The organism is Corynebacterium sp. HMSC036D02, assembly GCF_001836165.1.
Taxonomy (GTDB): domain Bacteria; phylum Actinomycetota; class Actinomycetes; order Mycobacteriales; family Mycobacteriaceae; genus Corynebacterium.
The window spans coordinates 88,277-105,785 of sequence record NZ_KV827648.1; the positions used below are offsets into that span (position 1 = coordinate 88,277).

Here is a 17,509-nt window from a genome sequence, read left to right on the forward strand (position 1 = left end):
GTGTCCTATCCTTCCAATTCCGCGAAAATCTCTGGGCTCACGCCAATGGCACCCGTGGTGGGGTGCGGCGTGTAGTCTCCGCGCTTGTCCAGCTCGCGTGCAGCGGCGGAGTAGGCGCGGGCGCCCGTCGACGACGGGTCATAAGCAATAACTGTCTTACCATAGCCCGGCGCCTCCGAAACGCGCACAGAACGCGGGATGACGTTGCCCAAGACGACGGCGCCGAATTGCTCACGCACCTCATTAGCCACCTGCTCTGCCAGCTTGGTGCGGGCGTCAAACATGGTGAGCAGCACACCGGAGATGTGAAGGTCCTCGTTGAGGTGCTCCCGGATCATGGAGATATTGCCCAGCAGCTGGCCCACGCCCTCCAAGGCGTAGTACTCACACTGGATGGGAATAATAACTTCTTCTGCACACGTCATCGCATTGATGGTGAGCAAGCCTAGGGAAGGTGGGCAGTCGATAAAAACGTACTCAAAGCCATGCTCCTCGAGGAAGCCATTGTGCAGGGCGTCATAGAGGCGGAACTCGCGGCGGACCAGAGAGACCATTTCAATCTCTGCGCCAGCGAGGTCGATGGTGGCCGGGATGCAGTAGAGGTTCTCATCATCGGGGGAGTGCTGCATCGCATCCTCCGCGCTGCAGTCACCCAACAAAACCTCATAGCTGGATTTGGTGCCGGAGGTGTGCTCCGCGCCTACCGCGGTGGAGGCGTTGCCCTGCGGGTCCAAGTCGATCACCAGGACCTTCTTGCCGGCCTCAGCAAGCGCGGCGGCAAGGTTGACGGCGGAGGTGGTTTTACCCACGCCACCTTTCTGGTTCGCGATGGTGATAAGACGAGGATGAGTCATGCCGTCTACTTTAGTTCACGCGCGGGACACGGATAATGGTGGTGCCGTGGATGGTCATGACCTCGGCTTTTCCGCCACCGGCGCGCTTGATATCAGCAGCATCGCGCTCTAGCTCCTCATGCACTGAAGAACCCTTGAGAGCAATCATCTCGCCGCCTTTGCGCACCAGCGGTAGGGACCACTTGGCCAGCTTTCCCAGCGGGGCCACCGCGCGGGAAGTCACGATGTCGGCACCCTTAACGGCCTTCTTCACTGGACCTTCCTCGGCGCGGCCGCGAATGACGGTGACGTTATCGAGGCCCAGCAGGTCGACGACCTCGTTGAGGTAGGTCGAGCGCTTCAGCAAAGGCTCGATGAGAGTGATCTTAAGGTCAGGTCGCGCGATGGCGAGCGGGATGCCGGGGAGGCCGGCGCCACTGCCGACGTCGATAAGCGTGGCGCCCTGCGGCATTACCTCCGCGACCACGGCGCAGTTAATGAGGTGGCGCTCCCACAGGCGTGGGACCTCGCGGGGGCCGATAAAACCACGAGTGGACCCGTCCGTGGCGAGCGAATCGTGGTATTTCTGCGCAAGCGGCAGACGCGATCCGAAGACGTCAGACGGGTCCAGTGGCACAGTGTCGGACACAGATTCAGTCACTGTGAAAACTCCTGGGTTAAGTTCTAGTTATTGTTCTTGCGGCGCTGCTTCTTGGAGCGATTGTCCTTCTTGCGTGCGCCCGGCTTCGGAGCAGAGGTGCGCTTGAGCTCAGCCTTGGCGGCTGCCTCTTCTTCTTCCTCGCGGTCCATCTTGGCGTAGACGATGCGGGTCTGGAAGAAGGTCCACACGGTGTTAGCCAGCATGTAGAAGAGCAGACCAATGGGCCAAATGGAGCCGGAGAAGACCAGCATTGCCGGCATAAACCACAGCATCATCTTGTTCATCATGGCCATCTGCTGCTGCATCATCTCCGCATTCTGACCCTGGGGTGCAGCAGTCTTGCCGGCGGCGCGACGAGCCTCCTGGCGGTTCAAGGTCATACGTGCGTTGAAGTGCGTGAGTGTCGCAATGATCGCGATGAGCGGGACGATGATGACGGCCGCCTGGGCGGTGGTGGTTTCCTTAACAATCTCCAGCCCCGAGTTGAGGCGCAGGTTGGCCACCAGCGGAACGCCAAAGATCTTCGCGTCCACGAACTGCTTCACCAGCTCCGGCTCGAAAATGTAGTTCGCAATGGAGGCGTTCATCTCCTCCGACATTGCTTCACCCGCCGGGTGGCCAATGCCACCGGCGACGGCAACAGTGCGGTCAAAGGAGCGCAGCACGTGGAACAGACCAATGAACATCGGGATCTGCGCGAACATAGGCAGGCAGCCCGCTACGGGGCGGACGCCAGATTCCTTGTAGATGCGCTGCATCTCCTGCGCCGCCTTGGTCTGGTCATTGGCGTACTTGGTGCGCAGTTCCTGGATTTGCGGCTGTATCTCCTGCATCTTGCGGGAAGAGCGCAGCTGCGTGATGGTCGGCTTGACCATGATGGCCTTGAGCGTCCATGTCAGAAGAACAATGGCGATGATCCAGGTTCCGCCCCATGCGGAATCAAGAACGAAGCTCAAGAGCCAATGCCAGAACCACAAGACGGCTGAAATTGGCCAATAGATGAAATTAAGCACGAGAGTTATTTACCTCAGTTGTTGTTTGGTCGGTACCGGATCAAACCCGCCCGGGTGCCAGGGACCGCACTTGCATAACCTGGCGAGGGCCATGCCCGATCCCTTGAGGGCTCCATGAATCGATATGGCCTCGAGGGCATAGGCACTGCATGTCGGATCAAAACGACAGGTGGAGACCATCTTAAGGCCTGATAGGTGCTTTTGGTAGAAGCGCACCCCGTGAACCAGGACTCTGCCGAAGCCGCGAGCTTCCGGGATCTCCTCACCTTGGGAGTTCAGATATCCCATGTGCTTAGCGCTTTGCGGATATCACGCTCAAGGCGTTCACTGGTGGCCTCGCCGCTGGCGGGCAGGGCGCGGATGACAATGTCAACGTTGGCGGGCAGAATTGCCCCTTTGACGCCATCGCGCATGAGGGACATGCACACATGACGAAGCCGCCGGGAGGTGCGGTGGCGAACCACGGCATTCCCGACGGCCTTCGACACGATGAGACCGAACCGCGGCCCAGTGGCCGCGATGGCGTCTTCACCGTCATTAAAGCGCAAATGCACGACGGCAGTGCGCGTGCCCGCCCGGCGCCCGCCCTTGATGGTCCTCCGAAATTGCCTCGGGGACGTGAGCTTGTGCTGGGCTGGAAGCATGAATTAAGCGGTGAGCTTAGCGCGACCCTTCTTGCGACGAGCGGCGACGATGGCGCGGCCGGCGCGGGTGCTCATGCGGGTACGGAAGCCGTGCTTGCGAGCACGACGACGGTTGTTCGGCTGGAAGGTACGCTTACCCTTTGCCACGATTAACTCCTTGAAGTTGTTGGTGGATGGCACAGCTTCGCGCCACTGATGGCGGTGGGCTTAAACATCCACTGATGAATGGTGTACGTGGGGATAAGGCTTCGCACTTTAAGCGCCGTGAGGCGTGGCGAGGCATTCCCACATGCAACATGTGCGCCATGCACTGTTGCGATAGACCATCACAGGTTACGTGACAGATAGTGCGCGAAACAAATCGACACACTGGGTGTCCCCGAAATTACAAAGATGTTTTTATCCGCAGCTAGAACGCCACTTTTTGCCCACATGCTGCGCGGCTAGCGCCCCCTCCCGCTGTCCGCCCACCGCGCTAGGCGCCACCGTGTCGAGCGCACATAAAAGCGCGTTAGACAGCGCCCCTATAAAGCGGTACAACTGAGGAATCGAATTCCACAGTCACCCACAGGATGTGGATAACTCTCAATCATAACTTGAGACTTTTGCTGTTAACGCAGGTCAACTGCATTAAGGAGCCAATTCATAGTTATCCACAGCCATAAGATAGGCTGTGGATAAACCACCTATCCACACCTGTGGATAACTTTGTGGAAACCGAGGTTACACGCTAAAACATTGTGTGGAATCTCCGGTGGAAATCACAAACTTCTTGTGATTTCTCGTTCCGTATCTCTTTCTTATCCATCCGTCCATCCCCGATTCTCACCCAAAGTCACGCAGTAAATATTTGGTTCTCAAGGCCACTTCTTCCCAGAACCACATAGGTGTGGCCGCCTCTTTGGCAGCACCGCGTGAACTTTAACTACACAGAAGGTAGGCGTTGTGTCCGATCCGCAAGCAGCCCTCCGGGCCAGCTGGAAAGCTGTGGTCAGTGATTTACTGGCTCAGTCCGAACAATCAAATTCGGACGTACCCAACTTCTCCCATAGCCAGCGCCTCAACCTCCAACTCGTCGAACCCATCATGATCGGTGATGGCTACGCGTTGATCGCCGCGCCACATGAGAACGCCAAAACTGTCATCGAAACTGAACTAGGGGAATACATCACCCGCGCTTTATCGCAGCACATGGGTCGCCCCTGTTCTTTGGCCGTGACCATTGCAGCGCCACCGCAGCCGGCACCACAGGAAGAGCCCCCAGCACCCGCACCTCAACGCCCTATCCAAACCGAGGCTCCCGAACACGGCATGGGGCACCAGGCTCAGGCTTTCCAGCAGCCGACCCAGTCCACTCAGCCCGCTCCAGCTTCCCAGCCAGAGACACCAAGCCACCATCAGCCGCGCTCATGGGAGGCCGCGCATTCCCCAGCCAGCCTCGATGAATTGGCGCAACACTACAGCGAGCAACAGAGCACCGCTCCCAGTGGCTACCCCGAAGCAACCGGGGCACGGATCCCGCGGGAGGAGCCAGCGCACAACCCGAACCGAGAAAAGTCTCTCAACCCGAAGCACACCTTTGAGAACTTCGTCATCGGTTCCTCCAACCGCTTTGCCAACGGCGCCGCCGTGGCCGTCGCGGAGAACCCCGCGCGCGCCTATAACCCACTCTTTATTTGGGGCGGCTCCGGCCTCGGCAAAACGCACCTGCTGCACGCGGCCGGCAACTACGCCCAGGTCCTGCACCCGGGACTGCGCGTGAAGTACGTTTCCTCGGAGGAATTCACCAACGACTACATCAACTCCCTGCGTGATGACCGCCAGGAATCCTTCAAGCGCCGCTACCGCAACCTGGACATCCTCATGGTCGATGACATCCAGTTCCTAGAAGGTAAGGAGTCCACGCAGGAGGAGTTCTTCCACACCTTCAATGCGCTGCACCAGGCCAATAAGCAAATCATTTTGTCCTCCGACCGCCCACCGAAGCAGCTGACCACGCTGGAAGATCGCCTCCGCACGCGCTTCGAGGGCGGGCTAATTACAGATATTCAGCCGCCAGACCTAGAGACGCGCATCGCCATTCTCATGAAGAAGGCCTCCGCGGACGGGACCGACGTCGATCGCTCGGTCCTCGAGCTCATCGCCTCTCGCTTCGAATCCTCGATCCGCGAGCTCGAAGGTGCGCTCATCCGCGTTTCTGCCTATTCCTCTCTGGTCAATGAGCCGATCAGCCTAGAGATGGCGGAGATTGCTCTGCATGATCTAGCCCCGGATTCTGCAGATCGCCAGATCACCGCAGCAGCCATCATCGAAGTCACCGCGGACTACTTCAACATCGACGTGGATACCTTGCGCGGTTCTGGTAAGAAACGCGCCGTCGCCCACGCCCGCCAGCTGGCGATGTATCTGTGCCGCGAGCTCACTGAGCTCTCCCTGCCAAAAATTGGTGATCAATTCGGCGGCAAAGACCACACCACCGTCATCTATGCGGACCGCAAGATCCGTAAGGAGATGACTGAGAACCGAAATACCTACGACGAGATCCAGGCCCTAACCCAACGCGTGAAGAACCACAACCAGCGTTAACACCACGCAGCGCTTGGCGACGCCCCTGCCCACCTCCCGCAACAACCATTCCGCGGGGATGGGTAGGGGCGTCTTTGCGTCCGCTAAAAAGTTATCCACACCATTATTCACAGCTGTGTAATTTCACTGTTGTAATTTGTAGATCCTCATCACGTTTTCTTCTTCCACAGCAGATCAGAAGGGTCATTGCCCTTGTGATTAACCCTGTGATCAGCGCAGACAGATCTGGGGATGGATTGTGGATAACTTTGACCCCGACCCAGTTACTCACATTTCTTGTCATTTGATCACAGTGATCCCACATGCTGACTCACAGATCGGTTCGCGGCTCAGAGCTTGGCTTTTAGCGGGTTGTCCACAGATCCCACAGCGCTTATTACTACTCCTATTTTGTTTTCTCCCTAACTAAGAAGAAAAAGGATGTGTGTGATTCGTCGGCGCCCTGCTCGGCCGCACGCCTGAATCGCAAAGCAGAGAAGGTGAATGACAAAATCCTGTGCTTCGGCACCGATCCTGTAAGTTGGAGTGAGCTTGCAAGAATCTTCCATCCGCAACTAGAGGAGCGTCTCACCATCATGGAGCAGTCCGTGTCATTTCGCGTTGCCAAAGATGACCTCGCCAACGCCGTAGCGTGGGTCGCGCGCAGCCTTCCCTCGAAGGTCACCCAACCGGTACTGCGCGCCATGCTGATCACCGCGGATGACAATGGTTTGGAATTCACCGGCTTCGACTACGAAGTCTCCACCCGCGTGCGTATCGCTGGCATGGTGGATGAGCCGGGACGCATCGCCGTGGCCGGTAAGTTGCTCTCTGACATCGTTGCTTCCTTGCCCAACAAGGAAATCGAGATGACGCAGGAAGACAACAAGGTTTTGTTGATCTGTGGTTCCTCCCGTTTCGAGCTGCCGCTCATTCCGCTGGATGATTACCCCCAGCTTCCCGTCCTGCCGGAGGTCACCGGCACCATTAACCCGCAGCTCTTCGTGGAGGCCATCAGCCAGGTCGTTGCGGCCGCCGGCAAGGATGACACCCTGCCGATGCTCACCGGTGTGCACATCGACATCAATGGTTCCCACGTGGAAATGACGGCGACGGACCGTTTCCGCCTGGCCATGCGCACCTTCGAGTGGGAGCCGGTATCTCCTGATGTCCAGGCCAAGCTCCTTGTCCCGGCCAAGACTCTGCAGGAGACCGGCCGCTCCCTGGACACGCACCTCAACATCCCGGTTGAAATCGCCGTGGGCACGGGTGAGAACATCGCTGCAGAAGGCCTGTTTGGCCTGCATGCGGATAACCGCGAGACCACGACACGTATGCTGGACGCCGATTTCCCTAACGTTGCTCCCTTGCTGCCCAAGACCCACAGCGCCATGGCCAGCATTGAGGTTGCTCCGCTCCAGGAAGCCATTCGCCGCGTCTCGCTGTTGACGGATCGCAACGCTCAGATCCGCATGGAATTCAGCGAAGGTGAGGTGACCTTGGCGGCCGGTGCGGACTCTGGTCGCGCAAGTGAGACCTTGCCGTGCGCTTTCAACGGCCGTGAGGATTTTGTCATTGCCTTCAACCCGTCCTACCTCAAGGATGGTTTGGCAGTGGTTCACACAGATCGCGTGGTCTTCGGCTTCACCGAACCTTCGCGCCCGGCAATCATGATTCCGGAACCGGAAGAGCTGCCGGCAGCCAACGAAGACGGCTCTTTCCCCACCCCGGAGACTGATTTCACCTACCTCTTGATGCCGGTGCGCTTGCCAGGCTAGGCCATATGTATATTCGCGATCTCGATGTCAGGGACTTCCGCTCCTGGCCCGAGCTCACCCTCAGGCTGAAACCGGGAATTACCCTGTTTGTCGGCCGCAACGGTTTCGGCAAAACCAACATCGTCGAGGCCATCGGGTATACCGCGCATCTATCCTCGCACCGTGTGGCCCACGATGCCCCCCTCGTGCGCCAGGGTGCGCACAATGCTCGTATCTCCGCCACGGCGGTGAACCAGGGCAGAGAGCTCACGGCACACCTACTAATCAAACCCCACGCGGCTAACCAGGCGCAGATTAATCGCACGCGCCTGAAATCCCCGCGTGAGCTCCTGGGCGTGGTGAAAACCGTGTTATTTTCCCCGGAGGATTTGTCCCTCGTGCGCGGTGAACCGGCAGCGCGCCGCCAGTATCTGGATGACATCATTGCCTCACGCACGCCGCGTTTGGCTGGTGTGAAGGCTGATTATGACAAGGTGCTCAAGCAGCGGAATGCGTTGTTGAAATCGGCGTCGCCAAGCTTGCGTCGCGGCTACAGCGACAGTGATGGTGCCTCGGCGCTGGCGACTCTCGACGTGTGGGATACGCAGCTGTCTTCCCTCGGTGCGCAGGTGATTCAGGCACGCCTTGCGCTTGTCGACGAACTCCGCGAGCTCATCCCCGCCGCCTATGCCGGTCTTGCCCCGGAATCGCGACCGGCGAATATTGAGTACAAGTCCACTGTGGACATTTCTGACCGCGAGGTCATCGAGGCCATGATGCTGACGGAACTCGCTACCAAGCGCCAGCGAGAGATCGAACGTGGCATCTCTCTCGTCGGTCCGCACCGCGATGACCTCCTGCTTAATCTAGGAACGAGCCCAGCTAAGGGCTTTGCCAGCCACGGCGAGACGTGGTCCTATGCCATCTCCTTGCGGTTGGCGGAGTTCAACCTGCTGCGCCAGGACGGCACTGATCCGATCCTCATCCTCGATGATGTCTTCGCTGAGTTGGATGCCAAACGCCGCGAGAAGCTCGTTCACCTCGCGGCAGGTGCGGAACAGGTGCTGATCACTGCGGCGGTGGATGAGGATCTGCCCGGCAACTTGCAGCCCATCGAGAGATTCACGGTCACGGTTCGGGATACCGACGAGGGCCGAGTTTCTGAGATCGCTCCTTATGACGCGGGTGGTGATGAGGATGACTGAGCAGGACTTTGATCCGGTGAAGGCGCTTTTTGAACGCACGCGGAACAATTCCAAGAATCCGCCGAAGCTCAATAAACCGGCGCCCAAAATGAACTTGGCACAGACATCTTCCGAGAAGAAGCCAAAGCCCTATCAGCGTGGTAGGCCGAGCGGTCCTGATGGCCGTCGCAGACGCCGCAGCCTCGAGATCCCTAGCCTCGGCGCACAGATCCAACGAGAGATTGGCAAGCGCGGCTGGGAACACGAATTGGCTCATGGCTGGGTCATGGGAAATTGGGAGAACCTCGTCGGCGAGCGGATCGCTGCGCATACGCAACCGCTCACTATCAAGGAGCAGGTTGTCTACGTGGCGTGTGATTCCTCCAGCTGGGCTACCGAGTTGCGCTACCTGCAGCGCCCCATCTTGCAAAAGATCGCGGATCGCCTGGGCCCGGACGTGGTGGTTAAGCTGCACATTCAGGGCCCTAAGCAGCACCGCAACTATGAAGGCCGCCAATGGGTCAAGCCGCAAGGTTCCCAAGATACGTATGGCTGATTTTCGGCGATCGCGAAATTCACGCAAATTTGGGGCTCTCACGGACGTGCAGTGCCCTTGCGTGGGGGGACACAGTGTAGAATGGCTAGAGTCTTAGATTTAGCTCTAGCCAAAAGGAGAACACGAATCCGTGGCTGAACAACACGCATATGATGCGGGGTCAATCACAATTCTGGAGGGCCTCGAGGCTGTCCGTAAGCGCCCCGGTATGTACATCGGCTCCACCGGTGCCCGTGGCCTGCACCACCTGATTTGGGAGATCGTTGATAACTCCGTCGATGAGGCGATGGCAGGTTATGCCGACAAGGTCATCGTCACCCTCCGTGAAGATGGCGGCATCGAGGTTATCGATAACGGTCGCGGTATCCCGGTGGAAATGCACGCTTCTGGCGTTCCCACCGTCCAGGTGGTCATGACCCAGCTGCATGCTGGCGGTAAGTTCGACTCTGAATCTTATGCTGTTTCCGGTGGTCTGCACGGCGTGGGTATCTCTGTGGTCAACGCTTTGTCCACCCGTGTGGAGGCGGACATCAAGCGCGATGGCAAGCACTGGTACCAGAACTTCAACAATGCCATCCCCGATGAGCTCGTCGAAGGCGATAATGCTCGCGGTACCGGAACCACCATCCGCTTCTGGCCGGACCCGGAGATCTTCGAGACCGTCGAATTTAATTACGACACGATCGCTCGCCGCCTGCAGGAGATGGCCTTCCTGAACAAGGGCCTGACCATCGTGCTGCGCGATGAGCGCACCATCTCCAAGGAACAGGCCGAACTGGAGGAGATCGCCGAAGCCGGCGACTCCGCCGTGAGCCTGAGCTCCCTCGATGAGAAGGAAAAGTCTGAAAAGGACGGCGAAGGTAGCGAGGAGAAGACTTCCAAGAAGAAGGAAGTCACCTACCACTACCCAAACGGTCTGCAGGATTATGTTGAGCACCTCAACAAGAACAAGACCGCCATCCACCCCACCATCGTTGCTTTCGACGTTAAGGGTGAGGACCATGAGGTGGAAATCGCGCTGCAGTGGAACCAGGGCTACAAGCAGTCCGTCCACACCTTCGCCAACACCATTAACACTCATGAAGGCGGCACGCACGAGGAAGGCTTCCGCGCGGCGCTGACCTCCCTGATGAACCGCTACGCCAAGGAGCACAAGCTCCTCAAGGAAAAGGATGGCAATCTTTCCGGCGAAGACTGCCGCGAAGGCCTGGCCGCCGTCATTTCCGTCAAGGTTGGGGATCCGCAGTTCGAAGGCCAGACTAAGACGAAGCTGGGTAACTCGGAGATTCGAGGATTTGTCCAGCGCTCCGTTAATGAGCACCTCAACGATTGGTTCGATGCCAACCCGGCTGAGGCCAAGGTCATCATCAATAAGGCCGTGTCCTCCGCGCACGCCCGAGTGGCTGCGCGAAAGGCTCGCGAGTTGGTACGCCGCAAGTCCGCCGGTGACCTCGGTGGCCTTCCGGGTAAGTTGGCGGATTGCCGTTCCAAGGACTCGAAGCGCACTGAGCTTTATATCGTGGAGGGTGACTCCGCAGGTGGTTCCGCCAAGGGCGGCCGCGATTCCATGTTCCAGGCCATCCTGCCGCTGCGCGGCAAGATCCTCAACGTGGAAAAGGCCCGCATGGACAAGGTTCTGAAGAACGCTGAGGTCCAGGCCATCATTACTGCCTTGGGCACGGGCATCCACGAAGAATTCGATATTTCCAAGCTGCGCTACGACAAGATCGTGCTTATGGCCGACGCCGACGTTGACGGCCAGCACATCGCCACGCTTCTGTTGACTCTGCTCTTCCGTTTCATGCCGCAGTTGGTGGAGGATGGCCACGTCTTCCTGGCTAACCCGCCGCTGTACAAGCTGAAGTGGGGCAAGGGCCAGCCGGGCTACGCCTTCTCTGATGCGGAGCGCGACGAGCAGCTCGCCGAGGGCTTGGAGCAGGGACGCAAGATCAATAAGGATGACGGCATCCAGCGCTACAAGGGTCTGGGTGAGATGAACGCCGCTGAGCTGTGGGAGACCACCCTGGATCCGACCACCCGCGTGCTTCGCCGCGTGGATCTGGAGGATGCGCAGCGCGCCGATGAGCTCTTCTCCATCCTCATGGGTGATGATGTGTCTGCTCGTCGCTCCTTCATTACCCGCCGTGCGAAGGACGTGCGCTTCCTTGACGTCTAAGCGCTAGGTAAAACCCGCAAAAGCCAGCACCTCAACTGAGGTGCTGGCTTTTTTCGTCGTCAAGCGCGCGCTCTTAGACAGTGCCCATGTGGCGCTGCAGAACACGGCCGATGATCGCCACGTTGGGCTCCAAGATGGAGGAGGCCTTGCCGCGAAGTGACTTGTAGGTGCGAGCGATACCAGGGGCCTTAACGTCCTCAGCGGCTTTGTCCGCAGTGTTCATGATGACCTCTGTAACCTCAGCGCTGCGTCCGTCCAGGTAAGTGCCGAAATCAGACTGCTCAGAGCCTTCGAATTCCTTCCAGTAGGAATCCAGGCTGTTGAGCAACTCCGGAAGCATGTGGTTGATTCCCTTGGACAAGACCTTAGAATCTGCCTTCTTGGCGGCGCCTAAAGCGCCTTTGAAGGCCATTCCGGAAATGCCGGAGAGCGAAGAGACGGTGTCATCGGCGGCCGTGGCCAAGTCCGCCACTACGGCGTTGCGGGTAGGGGATTGGAGAAGCTGGGTGAGGTTTGTCATACAGGCGAGCTTACTGTGCCGGTGCGGTGGAGCCTGCCTTGAGCGCGGCGAGCTGGTCAGCAATCTCCGGGAAGCCGTTGGTGCGGGCCAGGCGCTCGAGGTCGAAGTCGAGGCCACCTTCGTAGAGGCGGCTGTTCTCAGAAGAACCGGAGGAGCCGGCCATCCCGATCTGGGCGGCAAACTCGTCTACCTGGGCGCGCAGTGCCGGGACGTTATCCACCACTAGTTTGAGCAGTGCCGCTGCGGCGGCGATGCTACCGCCGATGATGAGCGTCATGTCGATCGGGGTGGAGCCGGTGAGGGAGGAGCCGGCTTCGCCCTGCTCGAAGTCGGGGTTGAGGTTGTTCTGCCAGTCATTGTCGGCGGTCTTAGCGCTCGCAGCTGGCGTTGCGGCGGTGGCGAGGGTGGTAGCCACGACACCGGCGGCGAGGAACTTCTTCAAAGACTTCGAGGGCATAGGGGGATTCCTTCCTACAAGGGAATAGAGACTTCTTTATCATGTTTAACTTACATAACTTCTGCAACAGAAAGATAGACCTCGGCGCAAAATCGCGCGAATTCTTCATTCTTTCCGCTGAGCGCGGGGACTGCGCGTAAGATCTTTTCTAGTGATTCAGCCGCCGCCGTGCGGCTGCCATGGACGGCAATTCCCTCGACGGTGGCCGTACTCGCGGCCGCTGCAGCGGCCAAGGCGGCAAAATCGGTAACCCGCACCCGATGGGCCTGGCAGAACTCCCGCGCTATGAGGAGCAATTGCTCTATGTTCACTGACTCCCACCCCGGGCTTGGCGGATCTCTGCCTCCAATTCCGCACGCCCAGGCAGCAGCCGGCGCGCGGTGTCCTGCACGGCAGCATCCGAGAGGGTTCGTGCGGCCGCCGCAACTACGGCTCGCACCACCGCTTCGTGTTTGGAGGTGCCTTGCGCGGAAGCCAACAAGGTCAGCGCATGGTCTTGTTCTGGGGTCAGGCGCAGTGTCATAGCCATAGCGCGAATGGTATCACTGTGATACCACTGCTGTGCCACAAACGGCTTTATACGGCCCTGAACGGTAGGATAGGGCGTTATGAGTGATAACAACGGTGATCTTTTCGATCGCATCCAACCAATTGACATCAATGAGGAGATGGAGTCGAGCTACATCGACTACGCCATGTCCGTCATTGTCGGCCGCGCCCTGCCGGAGGTGCGTGACGGTCTTAAGCCTGTCCACCGCCGCATCCTCTACGCCATGTATGACTCCGGCTACCGCCCGGATCGCGGCTACGTAAAGTCCGCCCGCCCGGTCTCGGACACGATGGGCCAGTTCCACCCGCACGGTGACTCCGCTATTTACGACACCCTCGTGCGCCTGGCCCAGCCATGGAACATGCGTTACCCGCTGGTCGACGGCCAAGGTAACTTCGGCTCCCGCGGTAATGACGGCCCGGCAGCTATGCGTTATACCGAGTGCCGTATGACGCCGCTGGCGATGGAGATGGTGCGTGATATCCGCGAAAACACCGTTGACTTTGCGCCGAACTACGACGGCAAGACGCAGGAGCCGACTATCCTGCCCTCCCGCGTTCCGAACCTGTTGATGAACGGCTCCGGCGGTATCGCCGTCGGTATGGCCACCAATATCCCGCCGCACAACCTTAACGAGTTGGCGGAGGCTATTTACTGGTTGCTTGATAACCCGAATGCTTCTGAGGAAGAAGCCTTGGCTGCCTGCATGGAGCGCGTCAAGGGTCCGGATTTCCCGACTGCGGGCCTCATCGTGGGCGATCAGGGCATCAAGGATGCCTACACCACCGGCCGCGGCTCCATCCGCATGCGCGGCGTCACCTCCATCGAGGAGGTGGGCAACCGCCAGACCATCGTTATCACTGAGCTGCCCTACCAGGTCAACCCGGATAACATGATCTCCAACATCGCGGAGTCCGTGGTCAACGGCAAGATCGCGGGAATCGCCAAGATCGAGGACGAGTCCTCCGACCGCGTAGGTATGCGCATCGTGGTCACCCTCAAGCGTGATGCTGTGGCCCGCGTTGTCCTCAACAACCTGTACAAGCACTCCCAGCTGCAGACCTCCTTCGGCGCCAACATGCTCTCCATCGTCGATGGCGTGCCGCGTACCCTGCGTCTGGATCAGATGCTGAGCTACTACGTGGCCCACCAGATTGAGGTCATCGTCCGCCGTACCCAGTTCCGCCTTGATGAGGCTGAGAAGCGCGCCCACATTCTGCGCGGTCTGGTCAAGGCGCTCGACATGCTCGATGAGGTCATCGCGCTCATCCGTCGTTCCCCGACGGTGGAGGAGGCCCGCGAAGGTCTGATGCAGCTTCTCGGCGTCGACGAGATCCAGGCCGATGCCATCCTGGCCATGCGCCTGCGCCGCCTTGCTGCCCTGGAGCGCCAGAAGATCATCGATGAGTTGGCTGAGATCGAGGAGATCATCGCGGACCTCAAGGACATCCTGGCCCGCGAGGAGCGCCAGCGTCAGATCGTCCACGATGAGCTGGAGGAGATCGTCGAAAAGTACGGTGATGAGCGCCGCACCCAGATCGTTGCCGCTTCCGGCGACGTTAGCGATGAGGACCTCATCGCCCGCGAGAACGTCGTTGTCACCATCACCGCTACCGGTTATGCCAAGCGCACCAAGGTGGATGCCTACAAGGCACAGAAGCGCGGTGGCAAGGGCGTGCGCGGCGCGGAACTAAAGCAGGACGATATTGTCAAGAACTTCTTCGTCTGCTCCACGCACGACTGGATCCTGTTCTTCACCAACTTCGGTCGCGTCTACCGCCTCAAGGCCTACGAGCTTCCGGAGGCTGGCCGCACCGCCCGCGGCCAGCACGTGGCCAACCTGCTGGAGTTCCAGCCGGAGGAGAAGATCGCCCAGGTCATCCAGATTCAGTCCTACGAGGACGCTCCTTACCTCGTCCTTGCTACCCAGCAGGGCCGCGTAAAGAAGTCCCGCCTCACCGACTACGAATCTGCACGTTCCGCTGGTCTCATCGCTATCAACCTCAACGAGGGCGATGCGCTGATCGGCGCCCAGCTGGTCAACGAGGGCGATGACATCCTGCTCACCTCTGAACAGGGTCAGGCCATCCGTTTCACCGCGGACGATGACCAGCTGCGTCCGATGGGCCGCGCTACTGCCGGCGTGAAGGGCATGCGTTTCCGCGGCGATGATCAGCTGCTGTCCATGTCTGTGGTCAGCGACGGTCAGTTCCTCTTGGTGACCACCTCTGGCGGCTACGGCAAGCGCACCGCGATTGAGGAGTACACCCCGCAGGGCCGCGGTGGCCTCGGCGTGATGACCTTCAAGTACACACCGAAGCGCGGCAAGCTCATTGCGGCCATCTCCGTTGATGAAGACGACGAGATCTTCGCCATTACCTCTGCTGGCGGCGTTGTCCGCACTGAGGTCAACCAGATTCGCCCGAGCTCCCGTGCCACCATGGGCGTGCGCTTGGTCAATCTGGCTGACGACGTCGAACTGCTGGCCATCGACCGCAACGTGGAGGACGATGGCGAGGAAGACGCCCAGGCAGTAGCCAAGGGCGAGAAGTCCGTGGAGGACGTCAAACCTGAGCACCTCAAGCTTGGGGAAGACTCCCAGCAGGACGAAGCTGACAGCAAGGATGCCGATAAGGACGAGGAGTAACCCATGATTGGACGAGAGCTTCACCTCGCCCGGATTTCGCCCATGTCGGCGTTCCGCGTTGGCTTGGCCATGTCCCTCGTCGGCCTCGTGGCCTGGCTCATCGCCGTGTGCTTGTTGTACGTCGGCCTTGACCAGGCGGGCATCTGGGATTCCTTCAATAGCCTCGTCGGCGGTGTCGGCGGCGGCTTTGAGGTCTCCTTCGGGTTGGTCGTCTCTGCGGCCGCACTGTTTGGTGCCATCATCGCTGTGCTGATGACCATCCTGGCGCCCATCATGGCGGTGATCTACAACGCCATCGTGGACGTCTTCGGCGGATTCAAGATTCGCCTCCAAGACGAACCGAGTAACTAGCGAATATCACCGAGAAAAACTACATATGACCAGGCGATTTGTAATAGATCGCCGGTCCTATGTAGAGTAACTATTCGTTCCGGTCAAGGGCCTATAGCTCAGTCGGTTAGAGCGCATCGCTGATAACGATGAGGTCGCTGGTTCGATTCCAGCTAGGCCCACCACGGAACAATGGGGCATTAGCTCAATTGGTAGAGCATCTGCTTTGCAAGCAGAAGGTCAGGAGTTCGATTCTCCTATGCTCCACAGCATAAGTGGAAGGCGCCCGGCGGAAACGCTGGGCGCCTTTCGCATTTGTCCGCTCAGGGGATCTAGGACCAGACTAGAGGCACCTTATGCAGATCTCCTTAACCATTCACCTGGGGGTTTCGCGCCGGAGGTCTTCACATGGTGCCTTTAGCGTGGCCCCAGCACGTGCCGCTCTGCGCTAGCGGGTGAGGTACTGCCTTCCCGCCTGCGGATTGGGGATGAGGCGGTCGAGGCTGACCGGCTCTAGGCCTTTCGCGCGCAGACCGTCGATGACGCAGTCCGCGGCGCCTACGGTTGTGGCGTGAATGTCGTGCATGAGGACGATGGAGCCGGGCTGCGCCCCGCTGACCGCGGCCTCGCAGACGTGCTCAGAATTGCGGTCCTTCCAATCCACGGTGTCGACGGACCACAGGGCTTGCGCCTGGCCATTAGCCTTCGCAGCGGCCTCCACAGTGCCGTTGGTGGCACCGTACGGGGGACGCATCCACCGCGGGTTCTCACCCGTCGCTGCCTTGATGGCCGCGGCACCGGCCTTGATCTCGCCGTCTACGTCGCTGGGGGAGAGCTTGTTGAGCTCACGGTGGGTTGCGGTGTGGTTTCCCACGGTGTGGCCCTCAGCCTTCATGCGGTGCAGCAGTTCCGGGTGCGTGGAGGCACTGGGGGCTAAGACCATGAAGCTGGCCTGGGCGTCCTTGGCCTTCAGGGTGTCGAGGAGCTGAGCGGTCAACTCGCCGGGGCCATCGTCATAGGTGATAGCCACGCAGTTGGAGCAGGTGGAATCAGCAACCGACTGCGACTGCCGTTTGCCGGTCGGCGCGGGCTTCGCAGCCGGCCGCGAGGAGCCGGCAAAGACAGGACTGTTTTGAAGCTCCTTGGGAAGTGCGTCGTAGGCGTCCCGCTCCAGTTGCTTAAGGTCCTTCTGGACGTCGGGGAGCTGCGGTAGCTGTGGCTGCTGAATCACCGGCTGGGGGAGTGCGGGAAGCTCCGCAGCGGCAGCCGTGCTAGGTAGTGCCGTGGCTGCGGCAAGGGCGATGAGGGAGCGGACAAGAACACTTTTTCGGCGCATGACAACCTTCCACAGACTTTTTCAGACCCCTTATTGTCTGCCCGGTGAAGGTGCATTATCCCTAATGACACGCAACTAGAGTGAAAGAAGTTGACTTCTGAGGTTTTGCTGGACCCGTCCTAGGGGTGATTTCGCTGCTTCTACTGGGAGGAGTACGCTCTACAGGTATTGGGGCATTAGCTCAGTTGGTAGAGCGTTGCGTTCGCAATGCAAAGGTCAGGGGTTCGATTCCCCTATGCTCCACAGGGCGCTCACACAGTGAGCGCCCTTTAACTTTGAT

18 protein-coding genes and 3 tRNA genes are annotated in these 17,509 nt (G+C 59.4%); 10 read left to right on the forward strand and 11 right to left on the reverse strand.

Annotation, left to right across the window (positions count from 1 at the left end; genetic code table 11):
* Positions 1-5 precede the first annotated feature (5 nt).
* Genes HMPREF2743_RS00500 through rpmH form a run of 6 tightly spaced genes read right to left on the reverse strand, consistent with a single transcriptional unit; the run spans position 6 to position 3,298 of the window.
* Positions 6-854, reverse strand: a complete 849-nt coding sequence (locus HMPREF2743_RS00500) for a ParA family protein (protein WP_070444533.1) — start codon at positions 852-854, stop codon at positions 6-8.
* Between the two features lie 10 nt (positions 855-864).
* Positions 865-1,494: a 16S rRNA (guanine(527)-N(7))-methyltransferase RsmG gene (gene rsmG / locus HMPREF2743_RS00505; RefSeq protein ID WP_070524939.1), complete on the reverse strand. Its 630-nt coding sequence runs from the start codon at positions 1,492-1,494 to the stop codon at positions 865-867.
* A 23-nt stretch (positions 1,495-1,517) separates the two neighbouring features.
* Complete coding sequence (yidC, locus tag HMPREF2743_RS00510) at positions 1,518-2,507, reverse strand: membrane protein insertase YidC (RefSeq protein ID WP_070817987.1); 990 nt, start codon at positions 2,505-2,507, stop codon at positions 1,518-1,520.
* A 9-nt stretch (positions 2,508-2,516) separates the two neighbouring features.
* Positions 2,517-2,795: a membrane protein insertion efficiency factor YidD gene (yidD, locus tag HMPREF2743_RS12305; protein ID WP_010188079.1), complete on the reverse strand. Its 279-nt coding sequence runs from the start codon at positions 2,793-2,795 to the stop codon at positions 2,517-2,519.
* Positions 2,783-3,151 (reverse strand): ribonuclease P protein component, encoded by a 369-nt coding sequence (gene rnpA / locus HMPREF2743_RS00515; protein ID WP_070817988.1) that lies wholly within the window; start codon positions 3,149-3,151, stop codon positions 2,783-2,785. Before rnpA ends, yidD begins: the two co-directional genes overlap by 13 nt.
* 3 nt (positions 3,152-3,154) lie before the next feature.
* The gene (gene rpmH, locus HMPREF2743_RS00520; RefSeq protein WP_003847033.1) at positions 3,155-3,298 is read right to left on the reverse strand and encodes a 50S ribosomal protein L34; all 144 of its coding nucleotides are present in this window, start codon (positions 3,296-3,298) and stop codon (positions 3,155-3,157) included.
* 798 nt (positions 3,299-4,096) lie between these two features.
* On the opposite strand from rpmH, the gene dnaA reads away from it, so the two are divergent.
* The 5 genes from dnaA (at position 4,097) to gyrB (ending at position 11,389) form a co-directional block, all read left to right on the forward strand.
* Entirely contained in the window at positions 4,097-5,737 is a 1,641-nt protein-coding gene (gene dnaA, locus HMPREF2743_RS00525; RefSeq protein ID WP_070817989.1) for a chromosomal replication initiator protein DnaA, read from the forward strand.
* A 575-nt stretch (positions 5,738-6,312) separates the two neighbouring features.
* Positions 6,313-7,494 carry a DNA polymerase III subunit beta gene (dnaN, locus tag HMPREF2743_RS00530; protein WP_070524942.1) on the forward strand — a complete coding sequence of 394 codons (1,182 nt, stop codon included), beginning with the start codon at positions 6,313-6,315 and terminating at the stop codon, positions 7,492-7,494.
* A gap of 5 nt (positions 7,495-7,499) precedes the next feature.
* Positions 7,500-8,678 (forward strand): DNA replication/repair protein RecF, encoded by a 1,179-nt coding sequence (gene recF / locus HMPREF2743_RS00535; RefSeq protein ID WP_070817990.1) that lies wholly within the window; start codon positions 7,500-7,502, stop codon positions 8,676-8,678.
* Complete coding sequence (locus HMPREF2743_RS00540) at positions 8,671-9,213, forward strand: DciA family protein (RefSeq protein WP_070817991.1); 543 nt, start codon at positions 8,671-8,673, stop codon at positions 9,211-9,213. Before recF ends, HMPREF2743_RS00540 begins: the two co-directional genes overlap by 8 nt.
* 130 nt (positions 9,214-9,343) lie before the next feature.
* On the forward strand, positions 9,344-11,389 hold the full coding sequence (gyrB, locus tag HMPREF2743_RS00545) for a DNA topoisomerase (ATP-hydrolyzing) subunit B (protein ID WP_070817992.1): 2,046 nt from the start codon (positions 9,344-9,346) through the stop codon (positions 11,387-11,389).
* 73 nt (positions 11,390-11,462) lie between these two features.
* Here the strand turns inward: gyrB and HMPREF2743_RS00550 are convergent, their stop codons facing one another.
* Genes HMPREF2743_RS00550 through HMPREF2743_RS00565 form a run of 4 tightly spaced genes read right to left on the reverse strand, consistent with a single transcriptional unit; the run spans position 11,463 to position 12,895 of the window.
* Positions 11,463-11,909 carry a DUF6918 family protein gene (locus HMPREF2743_RS00550; RefSeq protein ID WP_070524946.1) on the reverse strand — a complete coding sequence of 149 codons (447 nt, stop codon included), beginning with the start codon at positions 11,907-11,909 and terminating at the stop codon, positions 11,463-11,465.
* A 10-nt stretch (positions 11,910-11,919) separates the two neighbouring features.
* Positions 11,920-12,366, reverse strand: coding sequence for a hypothetical protein (locus tag HMPREF2743_RS00555; protein WP_070524948.1), 447 nt, complete (start codon positions 12,364-12,366; stop codon positions 11,920-11,922).
* A gap of 50 nt (positions 12,367-12,416) precedes the next feature.
* On the reverse strand, positions 12,417-12,677 hold the full coding sequence (locus HMPREF2743_RS00560; protein WP_070524950.1) for a cell filamentation protein Fic: 261 nt from the start codon (positions 12,675-12,677) through the stop codon (positions 12,417-12,419).
* Positions 12,674-12,895, reverse strand: coding sequence for a CopG family transcriptional regulator (locus HMPREF2743_RS00565; protein WP_070525256.1), 222 nt, complete (start codon positions 12,893-12,895; stop codon positions 12,674-12,676). The genes HMPREF2743_RS00560 and HMPREF2743_RS00565 overlap by 4 nt, the downstream gene beginning before the upstream one ends.
* A gap of 79 nt (positions 12,896-12,974) precedes the next feature.
* On the opposite strand from HMPREF2743_RS00565, the gene gyrA reads away from it, so the two are divergent.
* From gyrA to HMPREF2743_RS00585, 4 genes are all read left to right on the forward strand, one after another.
* Positions 12,975-15,563 carry a DNA gyrase subunit A gene (gene gyrA, locus HMPREF2743_RS00570; RefSeq protein ID WP_070524952.1) on the forward strand — a complete coding sequence of 863 codons (2,589 nt, stop codon included), beginning with the start codon at positions 12,975-12,977 and terminating at the stop codon, positions 15,561-15,563.
* A gap of 3 nt (positions 15,564-15,566) precedes the next feature.
* The gene (locus HMPREF2743_RS00575; RefSeq protein ID WP_070524954.1) at positions 15,567-15,914 is read left to right on the forward strand and encodes a DUF3566 domain-containing protein; all 348 of its coding nucleotides are present in this window, start codon (positions 15,567-15,569) and stop codon (positions 15,912-15,914) included.
* A gap of 87 nt (positions 15,915-16,001) precedes the next feature.
* Positions 16,002-16,078: transfer RNA gene (locus HMPREF2743_RS00580), tRNA-Ile, on the forward strand.
* Between the two features lie 9 nt (positions 16,079-16,087).
* Positions 16,088-16,160 (forward strand) — tRNA-Ala (locus tag HMPREF2743_RS00585).
* A gap of 181 nt (positions 16,161-16,341) precedes the next feature.
* Here the strand turns inward: HMPREF2743_RS00585 and HMPREF2743_RS00590 are convergent.
* A complete protein-coding gene (locus HMPREF2743_RS00590) occupies positions 16,342-17,229 on the reverse strand; it encodes a polysaccharide deacetylase family protein (protein ID WP_070524956.1) in 888 nt (295 codons plus the stop codon).
* 170 nt (positions 17,230-17,399) lie between these two features.
* Between HMPREF2743_RS00590 and HMPREF2743_RS00595 the strand changes: the two genes are divergently transcribed.
* Positions 17,400-17,472, forward strand: a tRNA-Ala gene (locus HMPREF2743_RS00595).
* Positions 17,473-17,509 lie beyond the last annotated feature (37 nt).